At 71.9% G+C, this 25,810-nt stretch carries 17 protein-coding genes; 10 read left to right on the top strand and 7 right to left on the bottom strand.

What is annotated here, in order from left to right; translation table 11 throughout:
* Position 1 precedes the first annotated feature (1 nt).
* Together ACFHWU_RS23130 and ACFHWU_RS23125 are read left to right on the top strand one after the other, a co-directional pair.
* Positions 2 to 856 carry an alpha/beta fold hydrolase gene (locus ACFHWU_RS23130; RefSeq protein ID WP_416568871.1) on the top strand — a complete coding sequence of 285 codons (855 nt, stop codon included), beginning with the start codon at positions 2 to 4 and terminating at the stop codon, positions 854 to 856.
* Positions 840 to 8,207, top strand: a complete 7,368-nt coding sequence (locus ACFHWU_RS23125; RefSeq protein WP_416591554.1) for an SDR family NAD(P)-dependent oxidoreductase — start codon at positions 840 to 842, stop codon at positions 8,205 to 8,207. Before ACFHWU_RS23130 ends, ACFHWU_RS23125 begins: the two co-directional genes overlap by 17 nt.
* A 45-nt stretch (positions 8,208 to 8,252) precedes the next feature.
* Here the strand turns inward: ACFHWU_RS23125 and ACFHWU_RS23120 are convergent, their stop codons facing one another.
* The 3 genes from ACFHWU_RS23120 to ACFHWU_RS23110 all read right to left on the bottom strand — a co-directional run bounded on the left by ACFHWU_RS23120 (position 8,253) and on the right by ACFHWU_RS23110 (position 10,542).
* A complete protein-coding gene (locus tag ACFHWU_RS23120; RefSeq protein ID WP_416556657.1) occupies positions 8,253 to 9,191 on the bottom strand; it encodes a beta-ketoacyl-ACP synthase III in 939 nt (312 codons plus the stop codon).
* Positions 9,192 to 9,285: 94 nt separating this feature from the next.
* Complete coding sequence (locus ACFHWU_RS23115) at positions 9,286 to 9,777, bottom strand: carbohydrate-binding domain-containing protein (RefSeq protein ID WP_416556658.1); 492 nt, start codon at positions 9,775 to 9,777, stop codon at positions 9,286 to 9,288.
* Positions 9,778 to 9,843: 66 nt separating this feature from the next.
* Positions 9,844 to 10,542, bottom strand: a complete 699-nt coding sequence (locus ACFHWU_RS23110) for a LysE family translocator (protein ID WP_416591553.1) — start codon at positions 10,540 to 10,542, stop codon at positions 9,844 to 9,846.
* Between the two features lie 591 nt (positions 10,543 to 11,133).
* Here ACFHWU_RS23110 and ACFHWU_RS23105 point away from each other — a divergent pair.
* On the top strand, positions 11,134 to 12,633 hold the full coding sequence (locus ACFHWU_RS23105; protein ID WP_416568874.1) for a SulP family inorganic anion transporter: 1,500 nt from the start codon (positions 11,134 to 11,136) through the stop codon (positions 12,631 to 12,633).
* Positions 12,634 to 12,639: 6 nt separating this feature from the next.
* On the opposite strand, the gene ACFHWU_RS23100 is transcribed toward ACFHWU_RS23105, so the two are convergent.
* From ACFHWU_RS23100 to ACFHWU_RS23085, 4 genes are all read right to left on the bottom strand, one after another.
* On the bottom strand, positions 12,640 to 13,908 hold the full coding sequence (locus ACFHWU_RS23100; protein WP_416556661.1) for a cytochrome P450: 1,269 nt from the start codon (positions 13,906 to 13,908) through the stop codon (positions 12,640 to 12,642).
* 12 nt (positions 13,909 to 13,920) lie between these two features.
* Positions 13,921 to 14,469 (bottom strand): DUF5825 family protein, encoded by a 549-nt coding sequence (locus ACFHWU_RS23095; protein ID WP_416556662.1) that lies wholly within the window; start codon positions 14,467 to 14,469, stop codon positions 13,921 to 13,923.
* Position 14,470: 1 nt separating this feature from the next.
* Positions 14,471 to 16,324 (bottom strand): RiPP maturation radical SAM C-methyltransferase, encoded by a 1,854-nt coding sequence (locus tag ACFHWU_RS23090; protein WP_416591552.1) that lies wholly within the window; start codon positions 16,322 to 16,324, stop codon positions 14,471 to 14,473.
* 213 nt (positions 16,325 to 16,537) lie between these two features.
* Positions 16,538 to 17,296: a ferritin-like domain-containing protein gene (locus ACFHWU_RS23085; RefSeq protein ID WP_416556664.1), complete on the bottom strand. Its 759-nt coding sequence runs from the start codon at positions 17,294 to 17,296 to the stop codon at positions 16,538 to 16,540.
* A 292-nt stretch (positions 17,297 to 17,588) separates the two neighbouring features.
* Here ACFHWU_RS23085 and ACFHWU_RS23080 point away from each other — a divergent pair, with 292 nt between their 5' ends.
* From ACFHWU_RS23080 to ACFHWU_RS23050, 7 genes are all read left to right on the top strand, one after another.
* A complete protein-coding gene (locus ACFHWU_RS23080; RefSeq protein ID WP_416591551.1) occupies positions 17,589 to 18,824 on the top strand; it encodes an MFS transporter in 1,236 nt (411 codons plus the stop codon).
* Positions 18,825 to 18,966: 142 nt separating this feature from the next.
* Complete coding sequence (locus ACFHWU_RS23075; RefSeq protein WP_416591550.1) at positions 18,967 to 19,974, top strand: thiamine pyrophosphate-dependent enzyme; 1,008 nt, start codon at positions 18,967 to 18,969, stop codon at positions 19,972 to 19,974.
* Positions 19,971 to 20,924, top strand: a complete 954-nt coding sequence (locus ACFHWU_RS23070) for a transketolase C-terminal domain-containing protein (RefSeq protein WP_416591549.1) — start codon at positions 19,971 to 19,973, stop codon at positions 20,922 to 20,924. Before ACFHWU_RS23075 ends, ACFHWU_RS23070 begins: the two co-directional genes overlap by 4 nt.
* On the top strand, positions 20,921 to 22,225 hold the full coding sequence (locus tag ACFHWU_RS23065; protein ID WP_416591548.1) for an aminotransferase class III-fold pyridoxal phosphate-dependent enzyme: 1,305 nt from the start codon (positions 20,921 to 20,923) through the stop codon (positions 22,223 to 22,225). The genes ACFHWU_RS23070 and ACFHWU_RS23065 overlap by 4 nt, the downstream gene beginning before the upstream one ends.
* Before the next feature lie 471 nt (positions 22,226 to 22,696).
* Positions 22,697 to 23,929: an RCC1 domain-containing protein gene (locus ACFHWU_RS23060; RefSeq protein WP_416556669.1), complete on the top strand. Its 1,233-nt coding sequence runs from the start codon at positions 22,697 to 22,699 to the stop codon at positions 23,927 to 23,929.
* 348 nt (positions 23,930 to 24,277) lie between these two features.
* The gene (locus ACFHWU_RS23055) at positions 24,278 to 25,453 is read left to right on the top strand and encodes an IS701 family transposase (RefSeq protein WP_416591547.1); all 1,176 of its coding nucleotides are present in this window, start codon (positions 24,278 to 24,280) and stop codon (positions 25,451 to 25,453) included.
* Positions 25,381 to 25,650 carry a transposase gene (locus ACFHWU_RS23050; RefSeq protein ID WP_416591546.1) on the top strand — a complete coding sequence of 90 codons (270 nt, stop codon included), beginning with the start codon at positions 25,381 to 25,383 and terminating at the stop codon, positions 25,648 to 25,650. Before ACFHWU_RS23055 ends, ACFHWU_RS23050 begins: the two co-directional genes overlap by 73 nt.
* Positions 25,651 to 25,810: the final 160 nt, after the last annotated feature.

Raw genomic sequence — 25,810 nt, 5'->3', positions numbered from 1 at the left:
GATGTCCGTACTGGTCAGCAAAGGTCTCAACAGCCTGTCGTACCTGTCACCCGCGCTGGCCGGCCGGGTCGCGTTCCGGTTGTTCACCCGGCCGGTCCGCCGCGCGTCGGTGCGGCCGGGTGAACAGCCGGTGCTGGCTGCCGCGACGGTCGGCGCGATCGACCTCGACAGGCAGCGGGTGCGGACCTACCACTGGGGTGACGGGCAGCGGACCGTCCTGTTCGTGCACGGCTTCGAGGCGCGGGCCGCGTCGTTCGCCGCGTTCGTGCCGCCGCTGCTCGACGCCGGGCTCAGCGTGCTGGCGTACGACGCGCCGGGGCACGGTGACTCGGCCGGCACCGGCGTCACCATCCTGGACCACCGGCGGATCATCGAGCGGCTGCACGGACAGCACGGGCCGTTCCACTCGATCGTGGCGCACTCGTTCGGCGGCCTGTGCGCCTACTACGCGGTCCGGTGCGGGGTGAAGACCGGCCGGCTGGTCACCATCGGTGCGATGAGCGACTTCGACGCGCTGCGACTGGCGTTCTGCGAACGGCTGTCGCTGCGACCGGGGATTTCGCGGCAGCTCCAGTTGCGGACCGAGCGGCTCTTCGCGCCGCTGACCGACATCTGGCAACTGTTCTCGCCGGTGCACCGGCCGGAGGAGATCGACGTGCCGCTGCTCGTGATGCACGACTCCGTCGACCGGGAGATCGCCGTGCGGCACGCGCACCGGCTGGCCGCCGCCTACCCCACGGCCCGGCTGGTGATCACCGAAGGGCTCGGCCACCGGCGCATCCTGCGTGACCAGACGGTGATCTCCACCGTGCTGGACTTTCTCACCAGTCGAGGAAACCGTGATACCCCACAATGACCCGTCCGCCGCGCCGCCTGCGCCGATCGCCGTCGTCGGAATGTCCTGCCGGCTGCCCGGCGCCGACGGCATCGCCGAATTCTGGGCCCTGCTGCGGCGCGGCGGCACCGCGTTCAGCGGGGTACCCGAGGAACGCCGCCGCGACTGGCCGCCGGACGCGCTGCCGCCGGCCGACGTCGGCACCGACCCGCAGGGCGGCTTCCTGACCGGGGTCGACCGGTTCGACGCGGCGTTCTTCGGCATCTCGCCGCGGGAGGCCGCCGCCCTGGACCCGCAGCACCGGCTGATGCTGGAGCTGGCCTGGGAGGCGCTGGAGGACAGCGGCCAGCCACGGCAGCGGTGGGCCGGTCGGCGGGCCGGGGTGTTCGTCGGGGCGATCGCCGACGACTACGCGGCCCTGGTGCACCGGGCCGGGCCGGCGGCGGTCGACCGGCACACCTTCACCGGCCTGCAACGAGGGCTGATCGCCAACCGGGTGTCCCGCCTGCTCGGCCTGACCGGCCCGAGCCTGACCGTCGACGCCGGCCAGTGTTCGTCACTGCTCGCCGTGCACCTCGCCTGCGAACAGCTGTGGGCCGGAGATGTCGATCTCGCTCTCGCCGGCGGGGTGCATCTCAACCTGGCCCCCGACGGCTGGCTGGCTGCCGCCCGGTTCGGCGTGCTGTCCCGCAGCGGCGCCAGCGTCCCGTTCGACACCGCCGCCGACGGGTTCCGCCGCGGCGAGGGCGGCGGGCTGGTCGTGCTCAAGCCGCTGCGGCTGGCCGAGGCGGACGGCGACGACATCTACTGCGTCGTGCTCGGCGGAGCGACCAACAACGACGGCGACGACGCGGATCCGGCGGTTCCCGCCGTCTCCGGCCAGGAGGCGGTGCTGCGGCGGGCGTACCGACGGGCCGGCGTGTCGCCGGCCGACGTGCAGTACGTCGAGCTGCACGGCACCGGCACCCGGCGGGGCGACCGGGTGGAGGCGACCGCCCTCGGCGCGGTGGTCGGCCTAGACAGGCCCGCCGACCAGCCGGCGCGGGTCGGCTCGGTGAAGGCCAACATCGGGCACCTCGAAGGTGCGGCCGGCATCGCCGGGCTGGTCAAGACCGCGCTCAGCATCCGCTACCGTGGTCTGCCCGCCCATCCAGGCCGCACCGGCACCGGCCCGGCGACGGGCGCGAGCGCGGGCCGGGCCGATGACGGGGACGACCCGGGCGCCGGCCGGCTGCCGCTGGCCGACCTCGGTCTGCGGGTGCAGCCGGAGTACGGGCCGTGGCCGGTGCCGGAGCGACTGCCGCTGGCCGGCGTCAGCTCCTTCGGTATCGGTGGCACCAACTGCCATCTCGTCCTGGCCGGGGTGCCGCTGCCAGCTGCGCCGCCGCCACGAGCGGCCGTCGGCCCGGCCGTGGTCTGCCCGCTCAGCGCCCGGTCCGACGCGGCGCTGCGGGCGCAGGCCGACCGGCTGCACCGCTACCTGGTCGGCCATCCGGAGGTTGACCCACGCGACGTCGCGTGCTCGCTGGCGACCACCCGTACGGTGCTGCCGGTACGGGCCGCGGTGGTCGCCGCCGACCGTGGTGAGCTGCTCGCCGGGTTGGCCGCGGTCGCGGCCGCCAGCCCGGCAGCCGGCACGGTGGCTCCCGGCACCGCACCGAGCGGCGGGTACGCCGAACCGGTGCGGCTCGCCCACCGCCACGTCGCTGGCGACCCGGTCGACTGGCCCGAGGCCCCGGCCGTTGGTCGGGGTCGGCGGATCCGCCTGCCGAGCTACCCGTACCAGCGGGAACGCCACTGGCTGCCGGCCATCAACCCGCCGGCGGTGAACCCGCCGACCGCCCAACGGCCGGTGGTCACGTCGCCGGCCGCCTCCCGGCCGGCGGCGAATCCGCCGTGCGCCCCGCGACCGTTGCCGGTCGGCCTGGGTGGCCTGTCGGCCACGCTGGCCGCCGTACGGCGGCACGCCGCCACCGTGCTCGGCCACCCGGATCCGGCCGGCGTCGACCCCGAACTGCCGTTCCGGGAACTCGGCCTGGACTCGCTCGGGGGTGAGCAGCTACGCGACCGACTGGCCGCCGAGACCGGCCTGCCCCTGGCATCGAGCCTGATCTACGACCATCCGACGCCGCAGCGGCTGGCCCGACACCTCGCCGACCGGCTCGGCGGCACGGACGCCGCCGGTCCGAACCCCGACCGGCTCGGCGGCACGGACGCCGCGGTCGACGAGCCGTTGGCCATCGTCGGGATGGCCTGCCGCTACCCGGGTGACGCCGAGTCGCCGGACGAGCTGTGGCGGATCCTCGTCGACGGGGCCGACGTGACCGGCGACTTTCCCACCGACCGGGGCTGGGACGTGGACCGACTGTACGATCCGACGCCCGGCCGGCCCGGCCGGACCTACACCCGGCGCGGCGGGTTCCTCACCCGGGCGGACCGGTTCGACGCCGACTTCTTCGGCATCAGCCCGCGTGAGGCGCTGGCTATGGATCCGCAGCAGCGGCTGCTGCTGGAGGTCGGCTGGGAGACGCTGGAAAGCGCCGGCATCGATCCGACGATGCTGCGCGGCGAGCGGGTCGGTGTGTTCGTCGGTGCGACCGCCGGGGACTACGGACCCCGGCTGCACGAGGCGCCGGACCAGGTGCGCGGCCATCTGCTGACCGGCACCTCGGCCAGCCTGCTGTCCGGTCGACTGTCCTACGTGCTCGGCTTCGACGGGCCGGCGGTCACGGTGGACACCGCGTGCTCGTCGTCGCTGGTCGCACTGCACCAGGCGGCGCGGGCGGTGCGGGCCGGCGAATGCCCGCTGGCTCTTGCCGGCGGCGTGGCGGTGATGTCTACCCCCGGCATGTTCCTGGAGTTCAGCCAGCAGCGGGGACTGTCGCCGGACGGGAGGTGCCGGGCGTTCGCCGCCGGTGCCGACGGCACCGCCTGGAGCGAAGGCGTCGGGCTGGTCCTGCTCGAACCGCTGTCCCGGGCCCGGCGGCTCGGTCACCCGGTGCTCGCCCTGCTGGTCGGGTCGGCGGTCAACCAGGACGGAGCCAGCAACGGTCTGACCGCCCCGCACGGTCCGGCTCAGGAACGGGTGGTCCGCGGCGCGCTGGCCGCCGCCGGGCTGCGGCCGGACGACATCGACGCGGTCGAGGCCCACGGCACCGGCACCCGGCTCGGTGACCCCGTCGAAGCGACCGCTCTGCTCGCCGTACACGCCGGACGGGATCCGGACCGGCCGGTGCGGCTCGGCTCGTTGAAGGCGAACGTCGGGCACAGCCAGGCGGCGGCGGGCATCGGCGGCGTATTGAAGATGATCCTGGCGATGCGGTACGGGATGCTGCCGGTCACGCCGCACCTCGACGAACCCACGCCGCTGGTGGACTGGTCGGCCGGCACCGTCCGGCTGCTCACTGAGCCCGTGCCGTGGCCGCCGGGGGCGCGGCCGCGAAGGGCGGGGGTGTCCTCGTTCGGCATCAGCGGCACCAACGCCCACGTGATCCTCCAGGAGGCGCCGACCGATGAACCCGGGCCGGCACGGGCGGCAACGGCGCCGGCCGCGCCGCTGGCCGGTATGGTCCTCTGGCCGCTCTCCGCCCGGACCCCGCAGGCGCTGGCGGAGCTGGCCGGTCGCCTGCACGACCGGCTCGCCGCATCGGTCGCCGGAGCCGGCACCGGAGCCGGGGACGACCCGGCGGACGTCGGACACGCGCTGGTCACCGGCCGGGCATCGCTGTCCTGTCGGGCGGTGGTGGTCGGGGACGACCGGGAGGAGTTGCTGCGGTCGCTGGCCGCACTGCGGTACGGCGAGCCGGCGCCTGGGCTGGTCCAGGGCACCGCCGTCCCTGGTGGCACCGCGTTCCTGTTCCCCGGCCCGCTTCCTGCGGATGAGACAGCCCGGCTCGCGTCCATCCGCGCCACGGTGGCCGGGCTCGCCCGCCGGCACCGGGTGTTCGCCGAAGCGTTGCGCCAGGTGGCCGGACACCTCGACCCGTACCTGCCCGGCCCGCTGCTGACGATCCTGACCGGGGACCCGGATCCGTGTCCGGTCGGCGGCCGGCACCGGGTCGCCGACGCCGTCCTGTTCGCCGGGTCGCTGGCCGCCCACCAGCTGGTGACCGATCTCGGCCTGCAGCCGGACGTGCTGTTCGGCGAAGGGGTCGGCGAGGTGGCCGCCGCCCACGCCGCAGGCGTGCTGGCGCTGTCCGACGCCTGCCGGTTGGCCATGGCACTGAGCGACCTGACCCGGCCGGCCGACGCGACACCGACGACGGACCCGACGGGGGGTGCCGCCGTCCCGGCCGACTACGCCGAGGTCCTCGGCTCACTCACCTTCGCCGCCCCGCGATTGCCGGTGGTCTCTCCGCTCACCGGGGCGCCGGTCCCGGCCGAGGTGATCACGACTGCCGGGCACTGGCTGCGGTACGGCCACCGGCCAGTCGACGTGGCCGCCGGTCTGCAGCGGCTAACCGACGACGGGATCCGCCGCTACCTGGAGCTCGTCGCGGGATCGGCACCCGCCGGGCGATTCCCGGCCGGCGCCGGGGACCCGCCGCCGCTGGTGTTGCCGGCGGCGATCGGTGACGTCAGCGGGGCGGGTGGCCCCGCCATCGCCGTGGCCCGGATGTACTGTGCCGGCGCCACCCTGCGGCCGGTGGTGCCGCCGGATGGTCCGGTACGCCGGCCGGTGGCCCTGCCGACCTACCCGTTCCAGGGGCGGCGGTACTGGCTGGAGCCGTCGACCGGGCCAGCCGGGGGCCGCAGCACCGATCTGGAACCGACCGGGCATCCACTGCTCGGTGCCGTCGTCGAACTGCCCGACACCGGTGACGTGGTGGCGACCGCGCGGCTCGGTCCGACCGAGCAGCCGTGGTTGGCCGACCACGTGGTGGACGGGGCGGTGCTGGTGCCCGGCGCGGTGTTCGTCGAGTGGGCTCTTCGGCTGGCCGGTCGGTTCGGCGCCGGGGCGGTGGCGGAGCTCGTGCTGGAGTCGCCGCTGCTGGTGGCGCCCGGCGCGGCCGAGGTCCGTCTGGTGCTGCGGGCTGCCGGGGCGGACGGCCGGCGACGGTTGACGGTGCATTCCCGGCCAGCGGCGGACCCGGGCGGGCGGTGGACCCGGCACGCCAGCGCGCTGCTGGGCGACCCGGCGGCGGACGCCGCCCCGACCGCCCCGACCGCCCCGACCGCCCCGACCGGCAGCCAACCGGTCGACATCGGACAAATGTACGTCGACCTAGCTGGCCGCGGCTTCGACTACGGCCCACGCTTCCGGGTCGTCCGGAGGCTCCGGATCGACGGCGACGAACTGTCCGGCGAACTCGACGACGATCCAGCAGACAGCGGATACGGCGTCCACCCGGCTGTCTTGGACGGTGCGCTGCAGGCCGTACTGACGGCCGAGGCGTCCAGCGGCACGCCGCTGCCGTTCGCCTGGCACGGCGTACGCCAGCTTGCCGCCACGACCGGTCGGCTGCGCCTGTACGGTCGGCGGCTGGCCCCGCTGACCTGGTCGCTGCTGCTCGCCGACGGAGCCGGTCGGCCGGTGCTTACTGTGGCGTCGGTGATCTTCCGCCCGGTCGCCGCCGGGACGCTCGCCGCGCCCGGGGAGCCGGCCCGGCCGGTGCTGCTGCGGCCGGTCTGGCGGTCGGCGTCGCCGTCCGTCGCCCCGGCGGTCAGCGGCCGGTGGAGCCTGCTCGGTGCCGACTATCTCGGGCTTACCGGGGCGGTGAAGAGCCGGCTGCAGTTGCACGCGCACGCGTCGCTGCACGAACTCGACGACGAGTTGCGGGCCGGCGCGAACCCACCCGAGGTGGTCCTGGTCTGCGGCGTCGACGACGGCGACGGCGAACGGCGGCTGGCCGCCTCGGTCCGGGCGAGCGCGCAGCGGATCGTCGCCCTGGTGCAGAGCTGGATCGCGGACGAGTCGCTGGACGACAGCCGGCTGGTGGTGGTCACCCGTGGGGCTGTCGCCACCGAGCCGGGCGACGACGCGGACCCGGCCGGGGCCGCCGTATGGGGCGTACTGCGCGGCGTGCGGGCCGAGTACCCGGACCGGTTCCTCCTGGTGGATGTGGACGACGGTGACGACAGCCCGGGGGCCCTCGCCGAGGCGCTCGCCGACGCGGTCGCGTCCGGCGAGCCGGAGCAGGCGGTACGGTCGGGTCGCCGGCTGCTGCCCGGGCTGGAACCGGTGCCACGCCTGACGGAGGAACAGCCGGCCGGCGCCGTCGACCGGGCGGTCGACCCGGTCCGCTGGTCCACCGGCACCGTGCTGTTGACCGGCGGGACCGGTGCGGTCGGTTCGCTGCTCGCCGGGCATCTCGTGGACCGGCACGCCGTACGGCATCTGGTGCTGGTGAGCCGGCGCGGCCCGGACGCTCCGGGTGTCGCCGAGCTGGTGGCCCGGTTGGCCGCCACCGGTGCCGAGGTGCGCGCCGTCGCCTGCGACGTGATTGATCCGATGGCGGTCCGTCGGCTGCTGGCCGAGGTGCCGCCGGACCGGCCGGTACGGGCGGTGGTGCACGCCGCCGGCGTTGTCGACGACGGCACGGTCAACCTGCTCACCCCGCGTCGGCTGGACCGGGTCCTGCGGTCCAAGGTAGACGTTGCGGTACGCTTGGCCGAGCTGCTGCCCGACGGGGCGCCGGACGCGGATCTCGTGCTGTTCTCCTCGGTGATCGGCCTGACCGGCGGTGCCGGTCAGGCCAACTACGCCGCCGCGAACGCGGCCCTGGACGCGCTCGCGTACCGCTGGCACCGGGCCGGTCGGCGGACGCTGTCACTTGCCTGGGGGCTGTGGGGGCTCGGCTCGGGCATGGGTGCCGCGCTGTCCCCGACGGATCTGCGCCGGATGGAACGCGCCGGGCTGGCGGCCCTGTCGGCGGAGCAGGGGCTGGCGCTGTTCGATGAGGCAGTCCGTCGACCCGAACCGGTGCTGGTGCCGGTACGGCGGTATCCGCAGCCACCGGGGCACCGGCGGACCGGGCTGGCCCGCCTGCTGCCGGAGACCGGGCCGTCGGCCGTCGGTCAGTCCGCTCGGCAGCGGTCCGGGCGGCTGGCCGGGGACCCGGCGGAGGTGGCGGCCGGTCAACCGGACGACGTACGGGCGACGCTCGCCGGGCTGGCTCCCCGGCAACGGGAGGAACATCTCGTCGGGCTGGTCCAGCAGCATGTCGCCGAGGTACTGGGACACGGCACACCGGAGGCGGTCGGCGTCGACCGCGAACTGTGGGATGTCGGGTTCGACTCGCTCACCACGGTCGAGCTCGGCAACCGGCTGACCCTGGCCACCGGGCTGCGGCTGCCGCTCTCCGTGACCTTCGAGAACACCACGGTCCGGGCGTTGGCCCGGCAGCTGGCCCGGTTGCTCGAGGCGCCGTGATGGCGGCGGTCGACGGTGGCCGGTGCCGGCGGTGACAGCCGACGGTCACGGGCAGCGGACGACCTGACCTCCGTAGGACAGGCCGCCGCCGAAGCCGAACAGCAGGATCGGTGCGCCGGACGGTATGTCGCCGCGCATCACCAGCTTCGACATCGCGATCGGAATGCTGCCGGCGGAGGTGTTGCCGGACTCGACGACGTCCTCGGCCACGATCGCGTCCGGTGCGCCGATCCGTTCCGCGAGCGATCTGATGATGCGCAGGTTCGCCTGGTGCGGCACGATCGCGGCGAGGTCTGCCGGGGCCACCCCCGCCCGTTCGCAGACCTGCCGGGCGATGGTCGGCAGCATCGTCGTCGCCCACCGGTAGACCGCTTGGCCGGCCTGCTGGAAGGTGCCGGACCGCCCCTCGATCCGTACCGCGTCGGACATCTCCGGGACCGAGCCCCAGACGACCGGACCAATCCCGGGCTGGTCGGCGGCGGTCACTACCACCGCTCCAGCGCCGTCGCCGACCAGCACACACGTCGTACGGTCGGTCCAGTCGGCGAAGTCGGACAGTTTCTCCACTCCGACGACGATCGCGTTGCGAGCCGCGCCGGCACGTACCGCGTGATCGGTTGCGGCCAGCGCGTAGGTGAACCCGGTGCAGGCGACGTTGACGTCGATGACCGCCGGGTGGCCGAGCCCGAGGCGGGCGGCGACCCGGGCGGCCATGTTCGGCGACCGGTCGATGGCGGTGCAGGTGGCGACCGAGACGTAGTCGATGTCGGCAGGGGACAGGCCGCTCTGGGCGAGTGCCTTGCGGGCGGCGTGCGCCGCCATCTCGTCGACGGTCTCGCCCGGCTCGGCGATGTGCCGGGTCTGGATCCCGACCCGGGACTGGATCCATTCGTCGCTGGTGTCGACCATGTTGGACAGATCGTCGTTGGTGAGGATCCGGCTGGGCTGGTAGTGCCCAACGGAGAGGATGCGTGAGCCAGTCATCGGAGTCCTTCCGTGGATACTCCGGCCTTCCGGCCGGAGCGGCAACGGAACCCCTACGGAGCAGGGCTGGCAAGGCCGATCCGCCGCCAGTCGACTATAGTGCCTCCCGCCGCGCAGCCGAGACATCCGCCATGGCCTGACTGCATTGAATAGTTGACTCGGCGTCTGGGTGGCGATCGTGAGCATGGCCGGGATCGAGGTTTGCCGACGACTCACCTCGGGCGTCGTCTCCGGCGACAACCCGTACGGTGCCGTTGGTGATGGTGAGCCGGCCTCGGTCCGCCTCGGTGTCGTCGGACTTGATGCCGTCACCGCCGGCGGTGACATTGAGGCTTCCCCTGGTGATGTCGAGGAAGTCCTTGCCCGGATGCCGTCGTTGACAGCGTCGACCGTGATCGTGCCCGACTCGATGGCGCGGCTGAACAGGGCGGCGTTCGGCTCGTCGGTGTCCGGGTCGGGATAGCCGTAGTCGGTCGCGTCGGTGAGCCGGCTGGTGGTGCCGGTGGCGAGCGTGATCACGACCTAGTCGGCGTCGGTGACCTGCAGTGGTGCGTTGCTGGAGTTGGTGATGGCAGCGCCGGGACACGCGCGTGAACACATCGATATCACTAGATGAACTTCGGTGGTTTTGGCGAACCGCGTTCCAGCCCGACTACCTCGATCCCAGGCGCGCGGGAGGCTCCGGGCCGTCGAGCAGCAACGTCAGTTCGGTGGCGAGGTGCAGGCTCAGCCCGAGCAGCGTGAGTCCGGTCAGTACGTTGAGCGTGCGGGCGGCCACCGGTCGCCGGAGGAAGCCGCCGGCCCGGTCGACCGTTACCGCCAGTATCGGATACCAGATCATCGCCAGTAGCACGATCAGCAGAGCCAACATGGCGGTAGGCGGCCCGACCGGCACCCCGGTAGGAACGAACTGCGGAATCAGGCTGGCGAAGAACACGAACACCTTGGGATTCGTCACATCGGTCACCAGGCCTTGCCGGTACGCCCGCCAGACGCCGCTACCTTGGATCCGACGATGACGGCGTACGTCATTTTCGCCGCGGACCGCCCGGCCGGACGGCGGGTCCGTTCTCGGTCGACTGCAGAGCAGCCGGATGCCCAGATAGCAGAGATAGCCCATGCCGACGAACTGGATCGCCCGGTAGGCGGTCGCTGAGGCAATCATCAGCGCCGCGATTCCGAGTGCAGCCAGTGACGAGTGCAGGAGCAGTCCACTGATGATGCCGCCGGCGGTGGCCAGCCCCAGTTTGCGGCTGTCGAGTGCGTTGCGTACCACCATGGTGAAGTCCGCTCCCGGCAGGACGACCATCGCGGCCGCCACGCCGATGAACGTGACGAGGTTGCCGCTCAACAAAGGCGGCACCCCTCAGGCATCTTTGACAGTTGCATCGTGGGGTGCCTCCTGATGGCGCGGTCAGGCATGCGTCGATCTGCGCGTGGGGACGAGTCACATCCGGGTGTGCGCCGCCCGTCGCACCAGGCCCCGGGGGAGAGACCGACATGACCATACACCGGCCGGTGCATGCCCAAAAGAGGGAAAAGTCAGGTAAGCGGATCCGGAGTGCGGCGCCAACCCATTCGACCTAAATGGAACTGCAACGTGCCGACTGGCCGTGTACAGTCGCGATACGAATCCCGCCACTGGTGGGGTCGGCGTCCTGGCCCCGCCGCCGCGCCACCATCCGGCAATGGTGACGATTGCCACTCCGCGTCCATCCCTACCCGTCCGCGACGGTAGATTCACCCTGCTGCCCGTGCTAGTCGACCGGCGCGGCGAGGGATGATTTCCGAGGCGACGACGCCAGGAAACAACCAGGTCATCTTCTCGGGGCATCGTGATCGTGACGGATCGTGTCGCCATGACCACCGGGATCGGTGCTGGTCCGCGAATCCCGACACGAGACCCTGCGCGCGGCCGCGCGCCCTGATCGGAAAAGGCTGTATGTCTGCGTTCTCCCCTGCGGCGTTCCGGCCGCGTCTGTCCCGCCCGTCGTGGTTGTCCCCGAAGGTGTTCCGTACCGAGGTCCTCGCTGGCCTGGTGGTCGCGCTCGCGTTGATCCCGGAGGCGATCTCGTTCTCCATCCTCGCCGGGGTCGACCCACGGGTCGGGTTGTTCGCGTCGTTCACCATGGCGGTGACCATCGCGGTCTGCGGTGGCCGGCCGGCGATGATCTCCGCGGCGACCGGCGCGATCGCGTTGATCGTCGCCCCGTTGGCCCGCGACCACGGGCTCGGCTATCTGCTGGCGGCGGTGATCCTCGGCGGGGTGCTGCAGGTGCTGCTCGCCGTGCTCGGCGTCGCCCGACTGATGCGGTTCGTCCCGCGCAGCGTAATGGTCGGCTTCGTCAACGCCCTGGCGATCCTGATCTTCGCAGCGCAGGTGCCCTACCTGATCGGGGTGCCGTGGCTGGTCTATCCAATGGTCGCCGTCGCGCTGGTGATCATTGTCGGGCTGCCCCGGCTGACGAAGGCGGTGCCGGCGCCGCTGGTCGCGATCGTCGTGCTGACCGTCGTCACGGTCGTCGCCGGCTTCGCTGTGCCGACCGTCGGTGACCAGGGCGCTCTGCCGGACAGCCTGCCGATGTTCGTCCTGCCGCAGATCCCGTACACCTGGGCGACCCTGCAGGTGATCGCCCCGTACGCGGTCGGGGTCGCGCTGGTCGGGTTGATGGAGTCGTTGATGACCGCCAAGCTGGTCGACGACATCACCGACACCCACTCGAACAAGACCCGCGAGTCGTGGGGGCAGGGCGTGGCGAACATCGTCACCGGCTTCTTCGGCGGCATGGGTGGCTGCGCGATGATCGGCCAGACGATGATCAACGTCAAGGTGGCCGGTGCCCGGACCCGGCTGTCGACCTTCCTGGCCGGGGTGTTCCTGCTGGTCCTGGTCGTCTCCCTGGGCGACGTCGTCGCCCGGATCCCGATGGCCGCCCTGGTCGCCGTAATGATCATTGTCGCGGTGTCGACGTTCGACTGGCACAGCGTCGCCCCCGCCACCCTGAAGCGGATGCCGTGGGGGGAACTCGCGGTGATGGTTTCCACCGTCGCCGCAGTGCTGATCACCCACAACCTCGCGATCGGCGTGATCATCGGTGTCCTGACCGCCATGGTGATCTTCGCCCGCCGGGTCGCACACATGGTGGAGGTCACGAGCGTGCTCGACCCCGACGGCACCACCCGGATCTACTCGGTGCACGGCGAACTCTTCTTCGCCTCCAGCAACGACCTCGTCTACCAGTTCGACTACGCCGGCGACCCGGACCGGGTGATCATCGACATGACGCACGCGCACATCTGGGACGCCTCGTCGGTGGCCGCGCTCGACGCCATCACCACCAAGTACGCCAGTCGCGGCAAGACCGCTGAGATCATCGAGCTGAACCAGCCCAGCGCCCGAATCCACGGCACCCTCGCCGGGCAGCTCAGGGTCGGCCACTGACATCGGTCAGGCCGGCGGTACGCCGCCGGCCGCACCGGTGGACGTCCGGCCCGTCGGCCAGTCGACCGGCAGCGCGAGCGGGCCGCGCACGATGGTTCCGGCGCGCCACCGTACCCCGTCCGGGTCGGCCAGCCGCAGACCCGGCGCCGCCGCGACCAGCGCGCCGACCACTTCCTGGATCTCCATCGTCGCCAGCCAGGCCCCGAGGCAGCGGTGCGGACCGTAGCCGAAGGTGACATGCCGGGCCGTCGGGTGACGGTCCGGGTCGAAGGTATCCGCGTCCGGGAACACCTCGTCGTCACGGTTGGCGGAGATGGTCGAGGCGAACACCGCCTCCCCGGCCCGGACCGTCACCCCACCCAGCTCGACGTCCTCGGTCGCCACCCGGGGCAGCCCGCTGCCGCCGTTGAGCGGCACGAACCGGAGCAGCTCGTCGACCACCGCCGGCACCCGGTCCGGCTCCCGGCCCAGCAACTCCCAGAGGCGCCGGTGGCGCAGCAGCAGGTACGCCGAACTGGCCAGCTGGCTGGCCGTGGTCTCGAACCCGGCGGCGAGCAGGGTCACACCGAACGACACCAGCTCCTGCTCGGTCATCCGGTCGCCGTCGTCGGTCGCCCGGACCAGCATGCTCAGCAGGTCGCCGGTGGCCGACTCACGGCGGTGCGCGATCAGCTCCCGCAGGTAGTCCTCCAGTGCGGCGGCGACCGACCGGAACTCATCGGCCGGCATCGGCCCGGGCATCAGCAGCGCGTGCGTCCAGGCGCGGAACCGGTCGCGGTCGGCCAGCGGTACGCCGAGCACGTGGCACAGCACGGTCAGCGGCACCGGCAACGCGACAGCCGCGTACAGGTCGCCCGGTGCCGGGCCGGCCAGCAGCGCGTCGATCCGTTCGGCGGCGACCTGCCGGACGTTCGGGCGCAGTTGCTCGATGCGCCACTGGGCGAACGCGCTGGCCGCGATGCGTCTCAGCCGGCCATGTTCGGGTCGGTCCAGATCCAGGATGGTGGTGGCCACCGGCGGGGCCTCGGTCTGCCGGGGCACGTCCGGACCGCAGGCGGCGGCCCGGCTGAACCTGGGGTCGGCGAGCACCGTCGTCACGTCGGCGTACCGGGTGGCGAGCCAGGCGTCGCCGCCGTACGGCAGCCGGATCCGGGACACCGGGCACTCGGCGCGCAGCCGGGCCAACCGTGGGTCCAGCTCCAGCTCGTCGTAGTCACGGAACGGGTACAGCGGCGGGTCGTGCGGCTGCGGGACGTGCGGCGCGGAGGCGGTCACGGTCGAACCGCCTCACACTGCCACGTGCGGCACCGGCCAGTGCCGCATCCGGTAGGGCAGGATCAGCACTGCGTCGCCGGCGGCGCAGGCCAGCCCGGCTTCGACGGCGACGGCGGCCGCGTCGACGTCGCCCGGCGCCGGCACCCCGGACGGGTCCTCGGCCAGCCGCAGGAACGCGTCCGCGCCGTCGGTGATCACCATCCGGCTGGCCTGGACCCCGGGCCGGACGTCCTTGACCACCACCATCCCCGGCCCGCGACGGTAGTAGCAGCTGCCGTACCGGTAGGCCAGGCCCCATTCGCCGGCGTAGGCCCGGCTGGCCTGGTCGGTGCCGGCCGACGGCGCGACCAGGTGTACGTGGGTGTCCAGCGGGAACGACGGCCGCCCGCGCAGGGTCCAGCGCAGCCGTACCGCGTGGCTGGTCACCGCGCGCAGGAAACGCAACTGGGCCAGGTCCTGCTCGGGGGAGTGGCCGAAGTCCAGCGGCTCCGGCAGGGTCACCGTCCGCAGCGACCAGGCGGCCAGATCGGTACGGTCGGTGAGTAGCGTCGCCGTACCCATCTCAAGCCACCTTGACCGGTTCGGCGGTGGTCGCCAGGGTTATCCAGCGGCCGTTCTCCTCGAAGACCAGCCCGGCGTCGTCGAGTTCGGCCAGCCACCGCGCCAGCCGGTCGGTCTCCACCGGCAGCCCGGCGGCGGCGAGCCGCCCGGCCAGGGCCGGGACGGTACGGCCGTGCTCCAGTTCGGCGTAGGCGCGGCGCAGCCGGGGGTCGGCGATGCGGTGTTCGTGGTCCGGCCAGCCGACCCGCCGGTCGACGATCACGATCTCGTCGGCGTCCAGGCCGGTGAGCAGCTGCAGCGCGCTGGCCGGATAGCCGTCGGTCCAGCGTTTGAGGAGCTCGTTCAACGGCTCGGCGTCCTGCTCGGACAGGCCGGCGGGTTCGGTGTCGAACAGGTAGACCAGGTCGGCCAGCTCGTTCTCGGGCAGGCCGTAGACGTGCTGGTAGAGCCGGGCGGCCCGGCGGGTCGGGAAGCCGAGCACCGGGTTCTCGAAGTACGGGCTGAAGCGTTCGAGCAGGATTCGCGACGAACCGGCCGGCGGCTGCAGGTGCATCAGCCGAGGGAGCTGACGCAGCACCGAATCGTAGTCGACGCGGCGTTCACCGGGGAACCCGTACAGCCAGTTCCACGACACGGTGAGCCCGGCGGACTCGCAGTCGCGCAAAGTCCGTACGTTGTGGACGCCGGAGACGCCCTTGTCCATCAGCTTGAGCACCGGGCTGACCAGCGATTCGATACCGGGCTGTACGTGGGCCACCCCGGCCGCGCGCAGCGCGTCGATCTCGGTCGGCCGTAGGTTGGACTTGACCTCGTAGTGCAGCCGCAGGTCCCAGCCGAGCGCGGCGACGCGGGGCAGGAACTCGGCGTAGTAGTGGTTGTCGATGATGTTGTCGACCATGATCACGTCGAGGGTCTGGTGCCGGCCGACCAGCTCGGTCATCTCGGCGATCATGCGTTCGGCGGGCTTGGCCCGGAACGTCATCGCGGTGCCGTTGAGCCCGCAGAAGGTGCAGTGGTGCTTCTCGCCCCACCAGCAGCCCCGGGCGCCCTCGAGGACCAGCTTGGGTTCGATGTACTCGCCGACCGGCGATGCGGCGAGCTGGTCGAACCAGTCGTCGAAGTCCGGGGTGGGGATGCGTGCCGGGGGCAGCAGCGCGCCCTGCGGGTTGTGCCGTGCGGTGCCGTCGGCCCGGTGCCAGGACAGCCCGGGTATCCGCGAGAGCCGGGCGTCAAGGTCGTCACCAGCGTCGAGCGCGTCGAGCAGCATCGGGAACGCGACCTCGCCTTCGCCGCGTACCACGAAGTCGACGAACGGGAAGTTGCGGTGCAGGGCGATCCCCATCGCGCCGTCGCAGTTGCCGCCCCCGAACGCGATCCGTACGCCCGGGTCGAGCTGGCGGATCCGCCGGGCGACCGCGAGACTCGGCACGTTCTGCATGAACGTGGTGGTGAAGCCGACCAGCCGGGGATTGTTGGCGAGGATCTCGGCGGCGGCCAGCTCGACGAAGTCGGCGGCGTACTGGCGCATCGCGGTAGGGCCGGCTATGCCGGTACCGTACTCGGCCGCGTAGCGGCGCAGCGTCTCGACGCCGAACTCGGGGTCGTCGTGCAGCACCCCGGCGAAGACCCAGTCGCCGAGGCCGTCGAACAGGCCCACCTCGGCGACCTCGGTGTAGTCGGCCGGGCTCAGCTCGCCGCCGCTGCTTCCCATCAGGAACTCGGCCCAGCGCAGGCTGCCGTGGTACGCCGTCGGGGCGGGCCGCCCGGCGGCGACGGTCACCGCCTTGAGCAACCCGATCGGCAGTGATGGTGATTCGATGGCCTGCCAGGGCATGGCGACCAGACATACGGACATGGGCCGGGCCTCCAGTTGGTGAGCGCGTCGTACCGAGGTGCGCCGGATGGGGCGGGACCGCCCCATCCGGCCGATCACGTCTTCGGCCCTCCACGCGGTCCTAGCCACGCTTCGCCGGCCGCGGTCACTTCTCGGCCTTCCGAGTCGGGACCAGGTACTTGCAGGTGCCGTGAGCCGGCGTCTTGATGGTGACCTTCTTGATGGTCAAGATCTTCACCTCCCTCCGTCCATGTCGACTCCGCCGGCGCTCAGGCGGGCCCGGTGCCGGCGGAGAAACCAGTGCCGCAGCCGGTCGGGCTCGCGGCCGGTCAAATCGGCGAGGGACACCGAGATCTTGTCCAGGTAGGTCAGTCGCATGCCGATCTCATGCCACTGCGACCCGTACTCGCGCCACAGCTCGCGCCCCTCGCCCGTGGCGGACTCGCGGGCCAGGTAGTTCAGGCCGATCGCGACGTGCTGGATCTCGTCGCGGCGTACGTGGTGGTAGAGCAGGCCGAGCGGGTCACCGGCGAACACCTCGTGCAGCAGGATGAACTCGTCGGCGGCGAACCCCTCCAGCATGGTGTGCACCAGCGCCCGGCCCAGGTACGGCAGCCGGGTCAGCGCCGTGTCCAGCGGCTCCATCAGCTCGGGCGCTTCCGGCTCCGGCTCACCGCCGCCGACCAGCTTCGCGTACTGGTAGAAGGCGTCCGCGTGTCGGGCCTCGTCGGCGGTGGCCAGGGCGAGGCTGAACCGCAGCGGCGCGTCCTCGGTCTGCGCGGCCAGTGTCGCGGCGGCGACCAGCCCGGCCTGCTCGGCGTAGTAGCCGCGCGAGGACATCCGCCAGGCCAGCTCGGCCCGCTCCCAGCTGGGGTCCGCCGGCCCGTCGGCGATGATGTCCGCGGCGCGCCACGGCGTCTTGTCGCGGGTCATGCCGAAGACGCGGTACGCCAACTCGTTGCAATCAAGATCATTGGCATCGATGAGTGCCATTGGCAACTCCCCAACAGGCTTGCCGCCCAGCGTCGGTCACGGGATTACGACAAGCAGGAGATTCTCGGTGCGCTGATTCGTGTGCCTCGGCGAGGATGCGCGCCGTCTGCGGCGCACGATGTGATGAGCATAAATGACCTCGCGCCGGAACGGCAAGCATTACCGGGCCGTCCAGTGGTCGGTTCGCGGCCAGGAAACGGGCGAAGGGTATTTACCTTGATCACCGTGACTTCCGATGGTGACCGCGGCTGTGGGAAGGTGACCCGACCGACCGAGCCGAGGAGTGGTGCCCATGCCCGGCCGTCTCGCCACGTCGATCGCGGTGGATCGACCGCTGCGCCCGGCCGTCGCCGCTCAGGCCGCCAGCGTCGTCGGTACCCACGTCGCCGCGCTGGCCCTGCCGACCGTCGCGGTGGTGGCGCTGCACGCCTCGCCGGTGGCGGCGGCCACCCTGTTCGCCCTCGAGTACGGCGCCCAGGCGCTCGCCGCACCGCTGCTCGGGGTGGTCGTCGACCGGGTCGTCGACCGGCGCCGGCTGCTCATGGCCGCCAGCGCCGGAACCGCCGCCGTGGTGCTGGCCGTACCGGTCGCCGCGCTGGCCGGAGTGCTCTCGCTGCCGCTGCTGTACGCCGTGGCCGGCCTGTCCGGCATCCTCGGTGGGCTGGTCACCATCGGCCTGCAGGCCACCGTGCCGCAACTGGTCGAACCGGACCGGCTGGTGCCGGCGAACGCCGCGCTGGCCGGTGCCCAGTCGGCCGGCCAGATCGCCGGGCCGGCGCTGGCCGGCTGGCTGGTGCAGACCCTCGGCGGGGCGCTGGCGATGTCGGCGAACGCTGCGGCGCAGGCGCTGGCCGCCGCCGGTTTCGCCGCGCTGCGGCCCCGGCCGGGCGGGACGCCGCCGGTGCCGGAACATCCACTACGGGCGTTGCGCTACGGAGTGGCGGCGCTACGCGGCCGTCCGGAGCTGGTCCGGATCGCGGTCACCGCCGCCGCGCTGAACCTCGGCGGGTCCGCGATCGGCGGCCTCTACGTGCTGTACGCCTACCGGGTCCTCGACCTGTCGCCGTGGGTGCTCGGGTTGACCTTCGCGGTGAACAGCGTCGCCGCCGTCGTCGGCGTGGCCACCGCGCGACGGGTGATCGCCCGGCTCGGCCATCCCCGGGTGGTCCCGGCGTTCGCCCCGCTCGCCGGGGCCGCTCTGATGCTGATCCCGCTGGCCGCCGTCACGCCGTCGGTGCTGACCCTGATCGTCTACGAGATGATCTTCGGGTACTGCGCCACGGTCTGGCTGATCGCCTCAGTGTCGCTGCAGCAGTCCGTGGTACCCGGCCCGCTGCTGGGCCGGGTGCTCGCGTTGAGTCGGGCGCTCGCGGTGCTGGCGGTGCCGGTCGGATCGCTGCTCGCTGGTGTCGCGGCGCAACTCTGGGGGCTGCTGCCCACCCTGATCTGCTTCGCCGCCGTAGCTTTTCTGGGCACCGTCACCGTCGTTTCCCGGCGGGTGGCCACCCACAACCTGACCTCATCCTGACCGGACCCCGACCAATTCCAGTATTGCGACCAGCGTCGATCAGTAACCTATAATTAGCAACATTCAGCAGGTGATCATGATTGCTTCCGATGCGGCCGGTGCATGGTTCTCCGCCGGCGCAGGGACGGGGAACGCCCAGACGATGGACCTGTCGGACGCGTACCGCGAGATGGTTCGGATCAGGGTTTTCGAGGAGCAGGTTCTGCGGTGCGCCGCCGCCGGCCAGGTGCCCGGATCGGTCCACCCGTGCACCGGGCAGGAAGCTGTCGCGGTCGGGGTGCTGGCCGCCCGGCAGCCCGACGAGTGGGTGGTGAGCTTCTACCGGTGCCACGGGCACGCGCTGGCCGCCGGGGTGGCGGCCGCTGGGCTGGCCCGGGAGATCCTCGGCCGGGTCGGCGGGGTCTGCGGCGGCAAGGCCGGGTCGATGCACATCGCCGACCGGTCCCGCTACCTGCTCGGTGCCAGCTCCATTGTGGCCGCACAGCTGCCGATCGCGGCCGGAGCAGCGCTGGCAGAGAAGACCGCCGGCAGCGGCCGGGCGGTCGTCGCGTTCTGCGGTGACGGCGCGTTCGGCGCCGGTGCCGCCTACGAGACGCTCACCGTCGCCGCCGTGCTCGGGTTGCCGCTGCTGCTGGTCTGCGAGGAGAACGGCTGGCAGGACCACACCCCGAGCGACCTGGTGCGGCACCGTACCCCCGGTGAGGTCGCCCGCGGCCTGGGGCTGGACTGCGACGAGGTCGACGGCAACGACGTGGCCGCGGTGCACCGGGCTGCGGCGGCGGCCCTGGCCCACTGCCGGGCCGGCCGCCCGCAGGTCCTCGTCGCCCACACCTACCTGCGGCACTTCCATGCCCAGATCGGCCCCCAGCCGCCGGGTGAGTACCGTCCGGCCGCCGAACGCGAGCGCTGGCTGGCCCAGGATCCGCTGTCCCGCGTCGAGGCGGCCCTCGCCGGACTCTCCGCCGAGATCCACGAGCGGACCGTCGAGATTCGCGAGCAGGTCACCGCGGAGCTGGCCGAGGTCTTCACCGACGCGCTGGCCGCCGACCGACCGGATCCGGCGAGCGCGGTCACCGCGGTCACCGCCGCGGCCTGGCCGCCCGGTGCCACCTGGCCGGAGGCCGTCACGGTGCGGGAGCCGGTGGCATGACCCGCCGGCACCCGTCCGTCGGGGCGGTCCGCGGCGCCCTGGCCGACCAGCCCACGATGAGCATGTTCTGTACGTACCAGCAGCCCGACCTCATCGAGCTGTTCGGTGCCGAGCGGATGGTCCGGCTGCCGATCGCTGAGAACACCATGCTCGGCATGGCGGTCGGGATGGCGCTGCTCGGCCGCCGGGTGCTGGTCAGCATCGCCCGCGCGGCCTTCCTGTTCACCGCCTTCGACCAGCTGGTCAACGAGGCCACCAAGTGGCGGTACATGTCCGACGGGCAGTTCACCGTACCGGTGGTGGTGCGCGGGCTGACCCAGGGCGGCGAGCAGCTCGGTGCCCAGCACGAACACGCCGCGCACGGCCTGCTCAGCCAGATTCCCGGGCTGGTCGTCGCGGTTCCCGGGTCACCGAACGCCGCCGCCGGGCTGCTGCGCACCGCGCTGGTGCACCCGGATCCGGTGGTGGTGCTGGAATCGCCCCGGCTGTACGCCGCCGACTGGGCGTCGCTGCCCGAGCCGGAGCCGACCGACGCCGCGCTGCCGTTCGGCGTCGCCGGCCGCGCCCGCCCCGGCCGCGACCTCACCCTCGTCGGCATCGGCAACACCGTCGCCACCTGCCTGCGGGCCGCCGCCGTCCTTGACCGGGACGGGCTACACGCCCAGGTGGTCGACCTGCGTACCGCCGCACCGCTGGACCTCGACGGCGTCACCGCCATGGTCCGGGCCGTCGGTGGTCAGGTGATCCTGGTCGACGAGGCCCCGGCCGGCGTCAGCGTCATGTCCGCGCTCGGCCTGCATCTGGTACGGGCCGGCGCGGTCGCGCCGCACCGGCTCGACCTGCTCGCCGGTGCGCCGGTCCCGGCGCCGGTGAGCCCGCCACTGAGCGCCGCCCTGCTGCCGGACGAGGAACGCGTCGTATCCGTCGCCCGCCGAGGAGTCACCCGATGATCGACCGGTCCACCTACCACGCCTGGCACGGCATCACCCCGATGGGCGAGTTCCTCGCCGACTCCGACCCGGACATGTTCCTCGTCGGCGGCGACGGCAGCTACGCCGTCGACCAGGCCGGCCGACGTTACCTCGACGCCCGCTCGTCGATGTGGAACGTCACCCTCGGTTACTCGTGCGAGCCGGTCAAGGCGGCGATGCGCCGCCAGCTCGACGAGCTGCCGTCCGGCACGGTCATGCGCTACGAGCATCCGCCCCGGGTCACCGTGCGGTACGCCGCCGCCCTCGCCGCGACGCTGCCGGCGACCCTGCGGCACATCCGGTTCGGCAATACCGGCAGCCAGATGACCGAGGCGGCCGGCATGCTGTCCCGTTTCCACCGCAGAATGACCGGCGAGACCGGCCGTGACCGGATCATCGCGGTGCACGGCAGCTATCACGGCACCGGGCCGTTGGCCACCGCGCTCACCGGTGAGCAGATCCTGCACGAGTGGTCGGCGCCGCTGGACGACCGTGTGGTGCACGTCGCCGGGGGCGACGGACTGCTCGACGCCGTCGCCGGTGTCGTCGACCGGCTCGGCGCGTCGCAGGTGACCGCCGTCATCGTCGAACCGGTGATGGGCAACTATCTGCATGCCGCCAGCGTCGACCAGTTGGCGGCGCTGATCGACTACTGCCGGGCCCGGGACATCCATGTCGTCGCCGACGAGGTGACCACCGGCGCCGGCCGGGTCGCGGCGATGACGGTCAGCGAGCGGCTGCCCAGCCCGCCCGACATGATCGTGCTCGGCAAGGGTCTCAGTGCCGGCTACTTCCCGCTTGCCGCGCTCGCGGTCGCCGATTCGATCTTCGACGCGCTCGCCGAGCCGCCGTTCCGGCTCGGCTTCCCGAACGGCAGCACCACCGACGGGCACCCGCTCGGTGCCGCCGCCGGCCTCGCCGTCCTGGAGATCCTCACCGCCGACGGGTTTCTCGACGGCGTCCGCGACCGTGGCCGGCAGCTGTGCGACATCCTGCGTGACACGGTGGCCGACGATCCGCACGTCGATGACGTACGCGGTGAGGGGATGCTGCTCGGCCTGGAGCTGCGCTACCGCGACGACGGTACGCCGTGGACGGTGCGCGACGTCTACCGGCTCCGGCTGGCCTGCCGGGACAACGGGCTGCTGACCAGCTACTCCGACGGCGTGATGCCGCTGCTGCCGCCGGTGACCATCAGCACCGACGAGTGCGCAGAACTCGCCGGGATCCTCCGCAAGACGATCACCGCGTACGCCGCCGAGCACCTCGGCGCGCGGTAGCCGGCACGGCCCACCATCGCCGCCGTCGCAGTTGCCCGGACGGAGTGGCCGACCTGTCAGGCAACGGCCATTCGGTCGATGTCCGGGGAGTGTCCGGAGAAACCGTGGCGAGGTGCCGCCGACAAGGTCGCATTCCTCAGCGTACGACTGGCAGACGGTGCTGTCGTGCAGTCCTCCACCAGCCTGCCACTGTCCACGTAGGTACTGGTGGCGGTAGCAGGCCCGCCAGCACTACGCCGCGATCCTGGTGGCGCGGCTGACCATACATCATCAGGAAAGCGCGTTCATGTGACGTATTCCTACAGTGCTCTCATGCGGGGCATTCCCGTCACTGGCAACGGTGTCCCGTGGCCTCGGTAAGGGTTCGATCTGCATCGATGTATAGTTCACTGGCATGTAGTTGCGGGTCGCTGGTGACCTGCCGGGGCAACGCCGCCTCACCGGAACCGACGATGTCTGGGAGAACAGGACATGAACGAACGCCAGGAGAGTTGGCTGCGGATGCGATGGCGGCGGGCAGCCCGAACCGCTGTCGCGGTGACGGCCTCCGTCGGGATCACCGTATTGGCAATCGGGTTCACGGCGGGCGCAGCAACTGCAGGTGTCGGCTCCGCCGACCGGAACGCGCGGGAGGTGGCGATCGCCGCCACGTCGGCATCCCAGGTCGCCGCCGGCAATCTGCACACCTGTGTGACCCAGACCGATGGAACCCTGTGGTGCTGGGGCAACAACTTCTACGGCCAGCTCGGCGACGGGACCACCACGAACCGGACCAGTCCGGTTCAGATCGGCAGCGCCACCACGTGGGCGGGTATCGACGCCGGTAGCGGCAATACCTGCGGGGTACGCACGGATGGAACGCTCTGGTGCTGGGGCAACAACTCCAGCGGGCAGGTCGGCGACGGCTCGACCACCAAACGGACCAGCCCGGTGCAGGTAGGCGCCGCCACCACCTGGGCGAGCGTCAGCACCGGCAGCAACCACACCTGCGCCGTTCGGACCGACGGCACCCTGTGGTGCTGGGGCCTGAACCGTCACGCTCAGCTCGGCGTCGGCCTGTCTCCCTACAAGGCGACGACCCCGCTGCAGGTGGGTACGGCGACCACCTGGGCGAGCGTCACGACCGGCTACGCCCACACCTGCGCCGTTCGGACCGACGGTACCCTGTGGTGCTGGGGCAGTAGCTCGGACGGCCAGCTCGGTCTCGGCATCCTGAGCTACCGGGCGACACCGACGAAGGTGGGCACCGCGACGACGTGGGCCGAGGTGACGGCTGGCTACGTACACACCTGCGCGGTCCGCGTCGACGGGACGCTGTGGTGCTGGGGTGAGGACGGGTACGGCCAGATCGGCGGGGGCGTCGGCTCCCAGACCACCCCGCTGCGGATCGGCACCGCCAGCAACTGGGCAAGCGTGGACGCGAGCCTCGACTCGTCGTGCGCGACCCGTACCGATGGCAGCCTGTGGTGCTGGGGCAAGAATTCGTCCGGGCAGCTCGGTGATGGCACCACCACCCACCGGTCGACCCCGGCATCGGTCGGCACCGCGACCACCTGGACGGACGGATTCTCCGTCACCTACCACGCCTGCGCGGCACGCATCGACGGCAGCCTGTGGTGCTGGGGTGACAACACGTTCGGGCAGCTCGGTGACGGCACCACCACCCACCGGTCGACCCCGGCACAGGTGACAATGCTGGGCTGAGCGCCGCCGGTGCCGCGCCGAGCCGCAGTCAGAAACCGCCGTACGGGCCGCGCCGCTCAACCTGAGCAGCGCGGCCCTGCCCCGTGCCAAAACTGGTTCATCGGCGGTGAACTGGTGCTTTGATGATCATTTCAGGCCGCTCGGTGGTACTCGTTGATTATCCCGTTGAGGCGTCTTCGGCGGCGTATGGGCTTGTCGGTGGGGATGACGGCGGACGGATCATGGTCCGGCGGGACCGATTGGCGCGCTCGCCTAGTAGTACTTTGTTAGGTCGTTGCGGCGTGTCGCTTGTAGGGCCGCCGAGGCTGGGTTTGACTTCCGTGCGTGGACGAGCGGGGACTCACGCAGGTGAGGGAACGGTTGGAGGACTTCGCGGCCGGGGTGTTCGCGGGGTTGCCGAGGTCGGATCAGCGGGCGACCGGGCTGCGGTACCTGCGAGGGCTGATGCTGGACGGCCGGCGTAAGTCGATGCAGCCGATGGCGCAGCGCCTCGGGGTGGACCACCAGCAGTTGCAGCAGTTCCTGACCTCGTCGACCTGGGACGTCACCGACGTGCGGCGTCGGTCGGCCACGGCAGCTGTCGACCTGGTCGACCCGCAGGTGTGGGTGGTGGACGACACCGGCTTCCCCAAGGACGGTAAGGCGTCGGCGTGCGTGGCCCGCCAGTACTCCGGAACCCTTGGCAAGGTCGCCAACTGCCAGATCGCCGTGAGTGTCCACGCCGCGACCGACACCGCGTCGGCGGTGCTGGACTGGCGGCTGTTCGTACCCGAGTCCTGGGACGAGACCTGCGTCCCCGACGCCGACGGGAAGATCACCAACCCGCACGCCCGCAGACTCCGCCAGCAACCCACGACCCGCGACCAGGCGGGGGCGAAGAAGCCGTACACACGCCGGCAGGCTCCGCCCGCCGAACAGATCGACCAGATCCGCAGTCGGCGGGCAGCGTCGAAGCTACCCGACGGTGAACGGTACCGGCCGAAGTGGATGATGGCGTTGGAGATGCTCGACGAGCTGGCCGGGTGGGGTCTACGCCCACCGCTGCTGACCGCCGACGCCGGCTACGGCCAGGTCGCCGAGTTCCGCCAGGGCCTGACCGAACGCGGCATCAGCTACATCGTGGCGACCACCTCGTCCACCACCGCCCAACCCGGCGACGCCCGACCGGTGCACGTTCCCTACGCCGGAGTCGGCAGACGTCCGACCCCGAGATACCCGACACCCGCACGCAGTATCAAGGCCATCGCCCTCATCCACGGCGCTGACGCGACACGGCTGGTGCGCTGGCGTGACCGGGCCCCGGCAACCGGCGCCGACCGTGCCTCCGGCCAGCAACCCGGCCGTGAACTGGCCGGGCACTTCCTCGCCCTCCGGTCCGGCCAGCGGGCCGTGTCATCCAACGCGGACCACAATGCGGCGACGACGGCGTCCTACCCGAGTGCTGGCTACTCGTGCAATGGCCACCCGGCCGCGACGAACCCACCGACTACTGGCTGTCCGACCTACCCGCCGACACACCCCTGACCGAACTGGTCCGCCTGGCCAAGAGCCGCTGGCGCATCGAACACGACTACCGCGAACTCAAGACCGCCCTCGGACTCGACCACTTCGAGGGCCGCTCCTGGATCGGCTGGCACCGCCACGTCACCCTCGCCGCCACCGCCCAACTGTTCCTCACCCAGCTACGGCTCGCCGACCCAAAAGCGGCGGGGCAGACCTGAGCCTGTACGCCGTCCTGCGTGGACTGCAGTACCAACTCGCAACCTGGCTCGGGTTCTGCCCTCTCTGCCACCAACTGGTACCGACCTAACAAAGTACTACTACGGCAGCCGCCGGATCCGAGTGGTGTGGTGGAAACAGCGCTGGTCATGCCTGAACGAA

The organism is Micromonospora sp. LOL_015, from assembly GCF_048060275.1.
Classification (GTDB): domain Bacteria; phylum Actinomycetota; class Actinomycetes; order Mycobacteriales; family Micromonosporaceae; genus Micromonospora_E.
The sequence above is the reverse complement of the archived record's forward strand: the minus strand, read 5'-3'. Positions and strand labels throughout refer to the sequence as shown.

Coding starts and splice junctions, on each gene's coding strand:
- ACFHWU_RS23080 (WP_416591551.1), top strand. CDS start 17,589: ATGCCCGGCCGTCTCGCCACGTCGATCGCGGTGGATCGACCGCTGCGC.
- ACFHWU_RS23075 (WP_416591550.1), top strand. CDS start 18,967: ATGGACCTGTCGGACGCGTACCGCGAGATGGTTCGGATCAGGGTTTTC.
- ACFHWU_RS23095 (WP_416556662.1), bottom strand. CDS start 14,469: ATGGGTACGGCGACGCTACTCACCGACCGTACCGATCTGGCCGCCTGG.
- ACFHWU_RS23060 (WP_416556669.1), top strand. CDS start 22,697: ATGAACGAACGCCAGGAGAGTTGGCTGCGGATGCGATGGCGGCGGGCA.
- ACFHWU_RS23065 (WP_416591548.1), top strand. CDS start 20,921: ATGATCGACCGGTCCACCTACCACGCCTGGCACGGCATCACCCCGATG.
- ACFHWU_RS23105 (WP_416568874.1), top strand. CDS start 11,134: ATGTCTGCGTTCTCCCCTGCGGCGTTCCGGCCGCGTCTGTCCCGCCCG.
- ACFHWU_RS23070 (WP_416591549.1), top strand. CDS start 19,971: ATGACCCGCCGGCACCCGTCCGTCGGGGCGGTCCGCGGCGCCCTGGCC.
- ACFHWU_RS23120 (WP_416556657.1), bottom strand. CDS start 9,191: ATGACTGGCTCACGCATCCTCTCCGTTGGGCACTACCAGCCCAGCCGG.
- ACFHWU_RS23085 (WP_416556664.1), bottom strand. CDS start 17,296: ATGGCACTCATCGATGCCAATGATCTTGATTGCAACGAGTTGGCGTAC.
- ACFHWU_RS23130 (WP_416568871.1), top strand. CDS start 2: ATGTCCGTACTGGTCAGCAAAGGTCTCAACAGCCTGTCGTACCTGTCA.
- ACFHWU_RS23090 (WP_416591552.1), bottom strand. CDS start 16,324: ATGTCCGTATGTCTGGTCGCCATGCCCTGGCAGGCCATCGAATCACCA.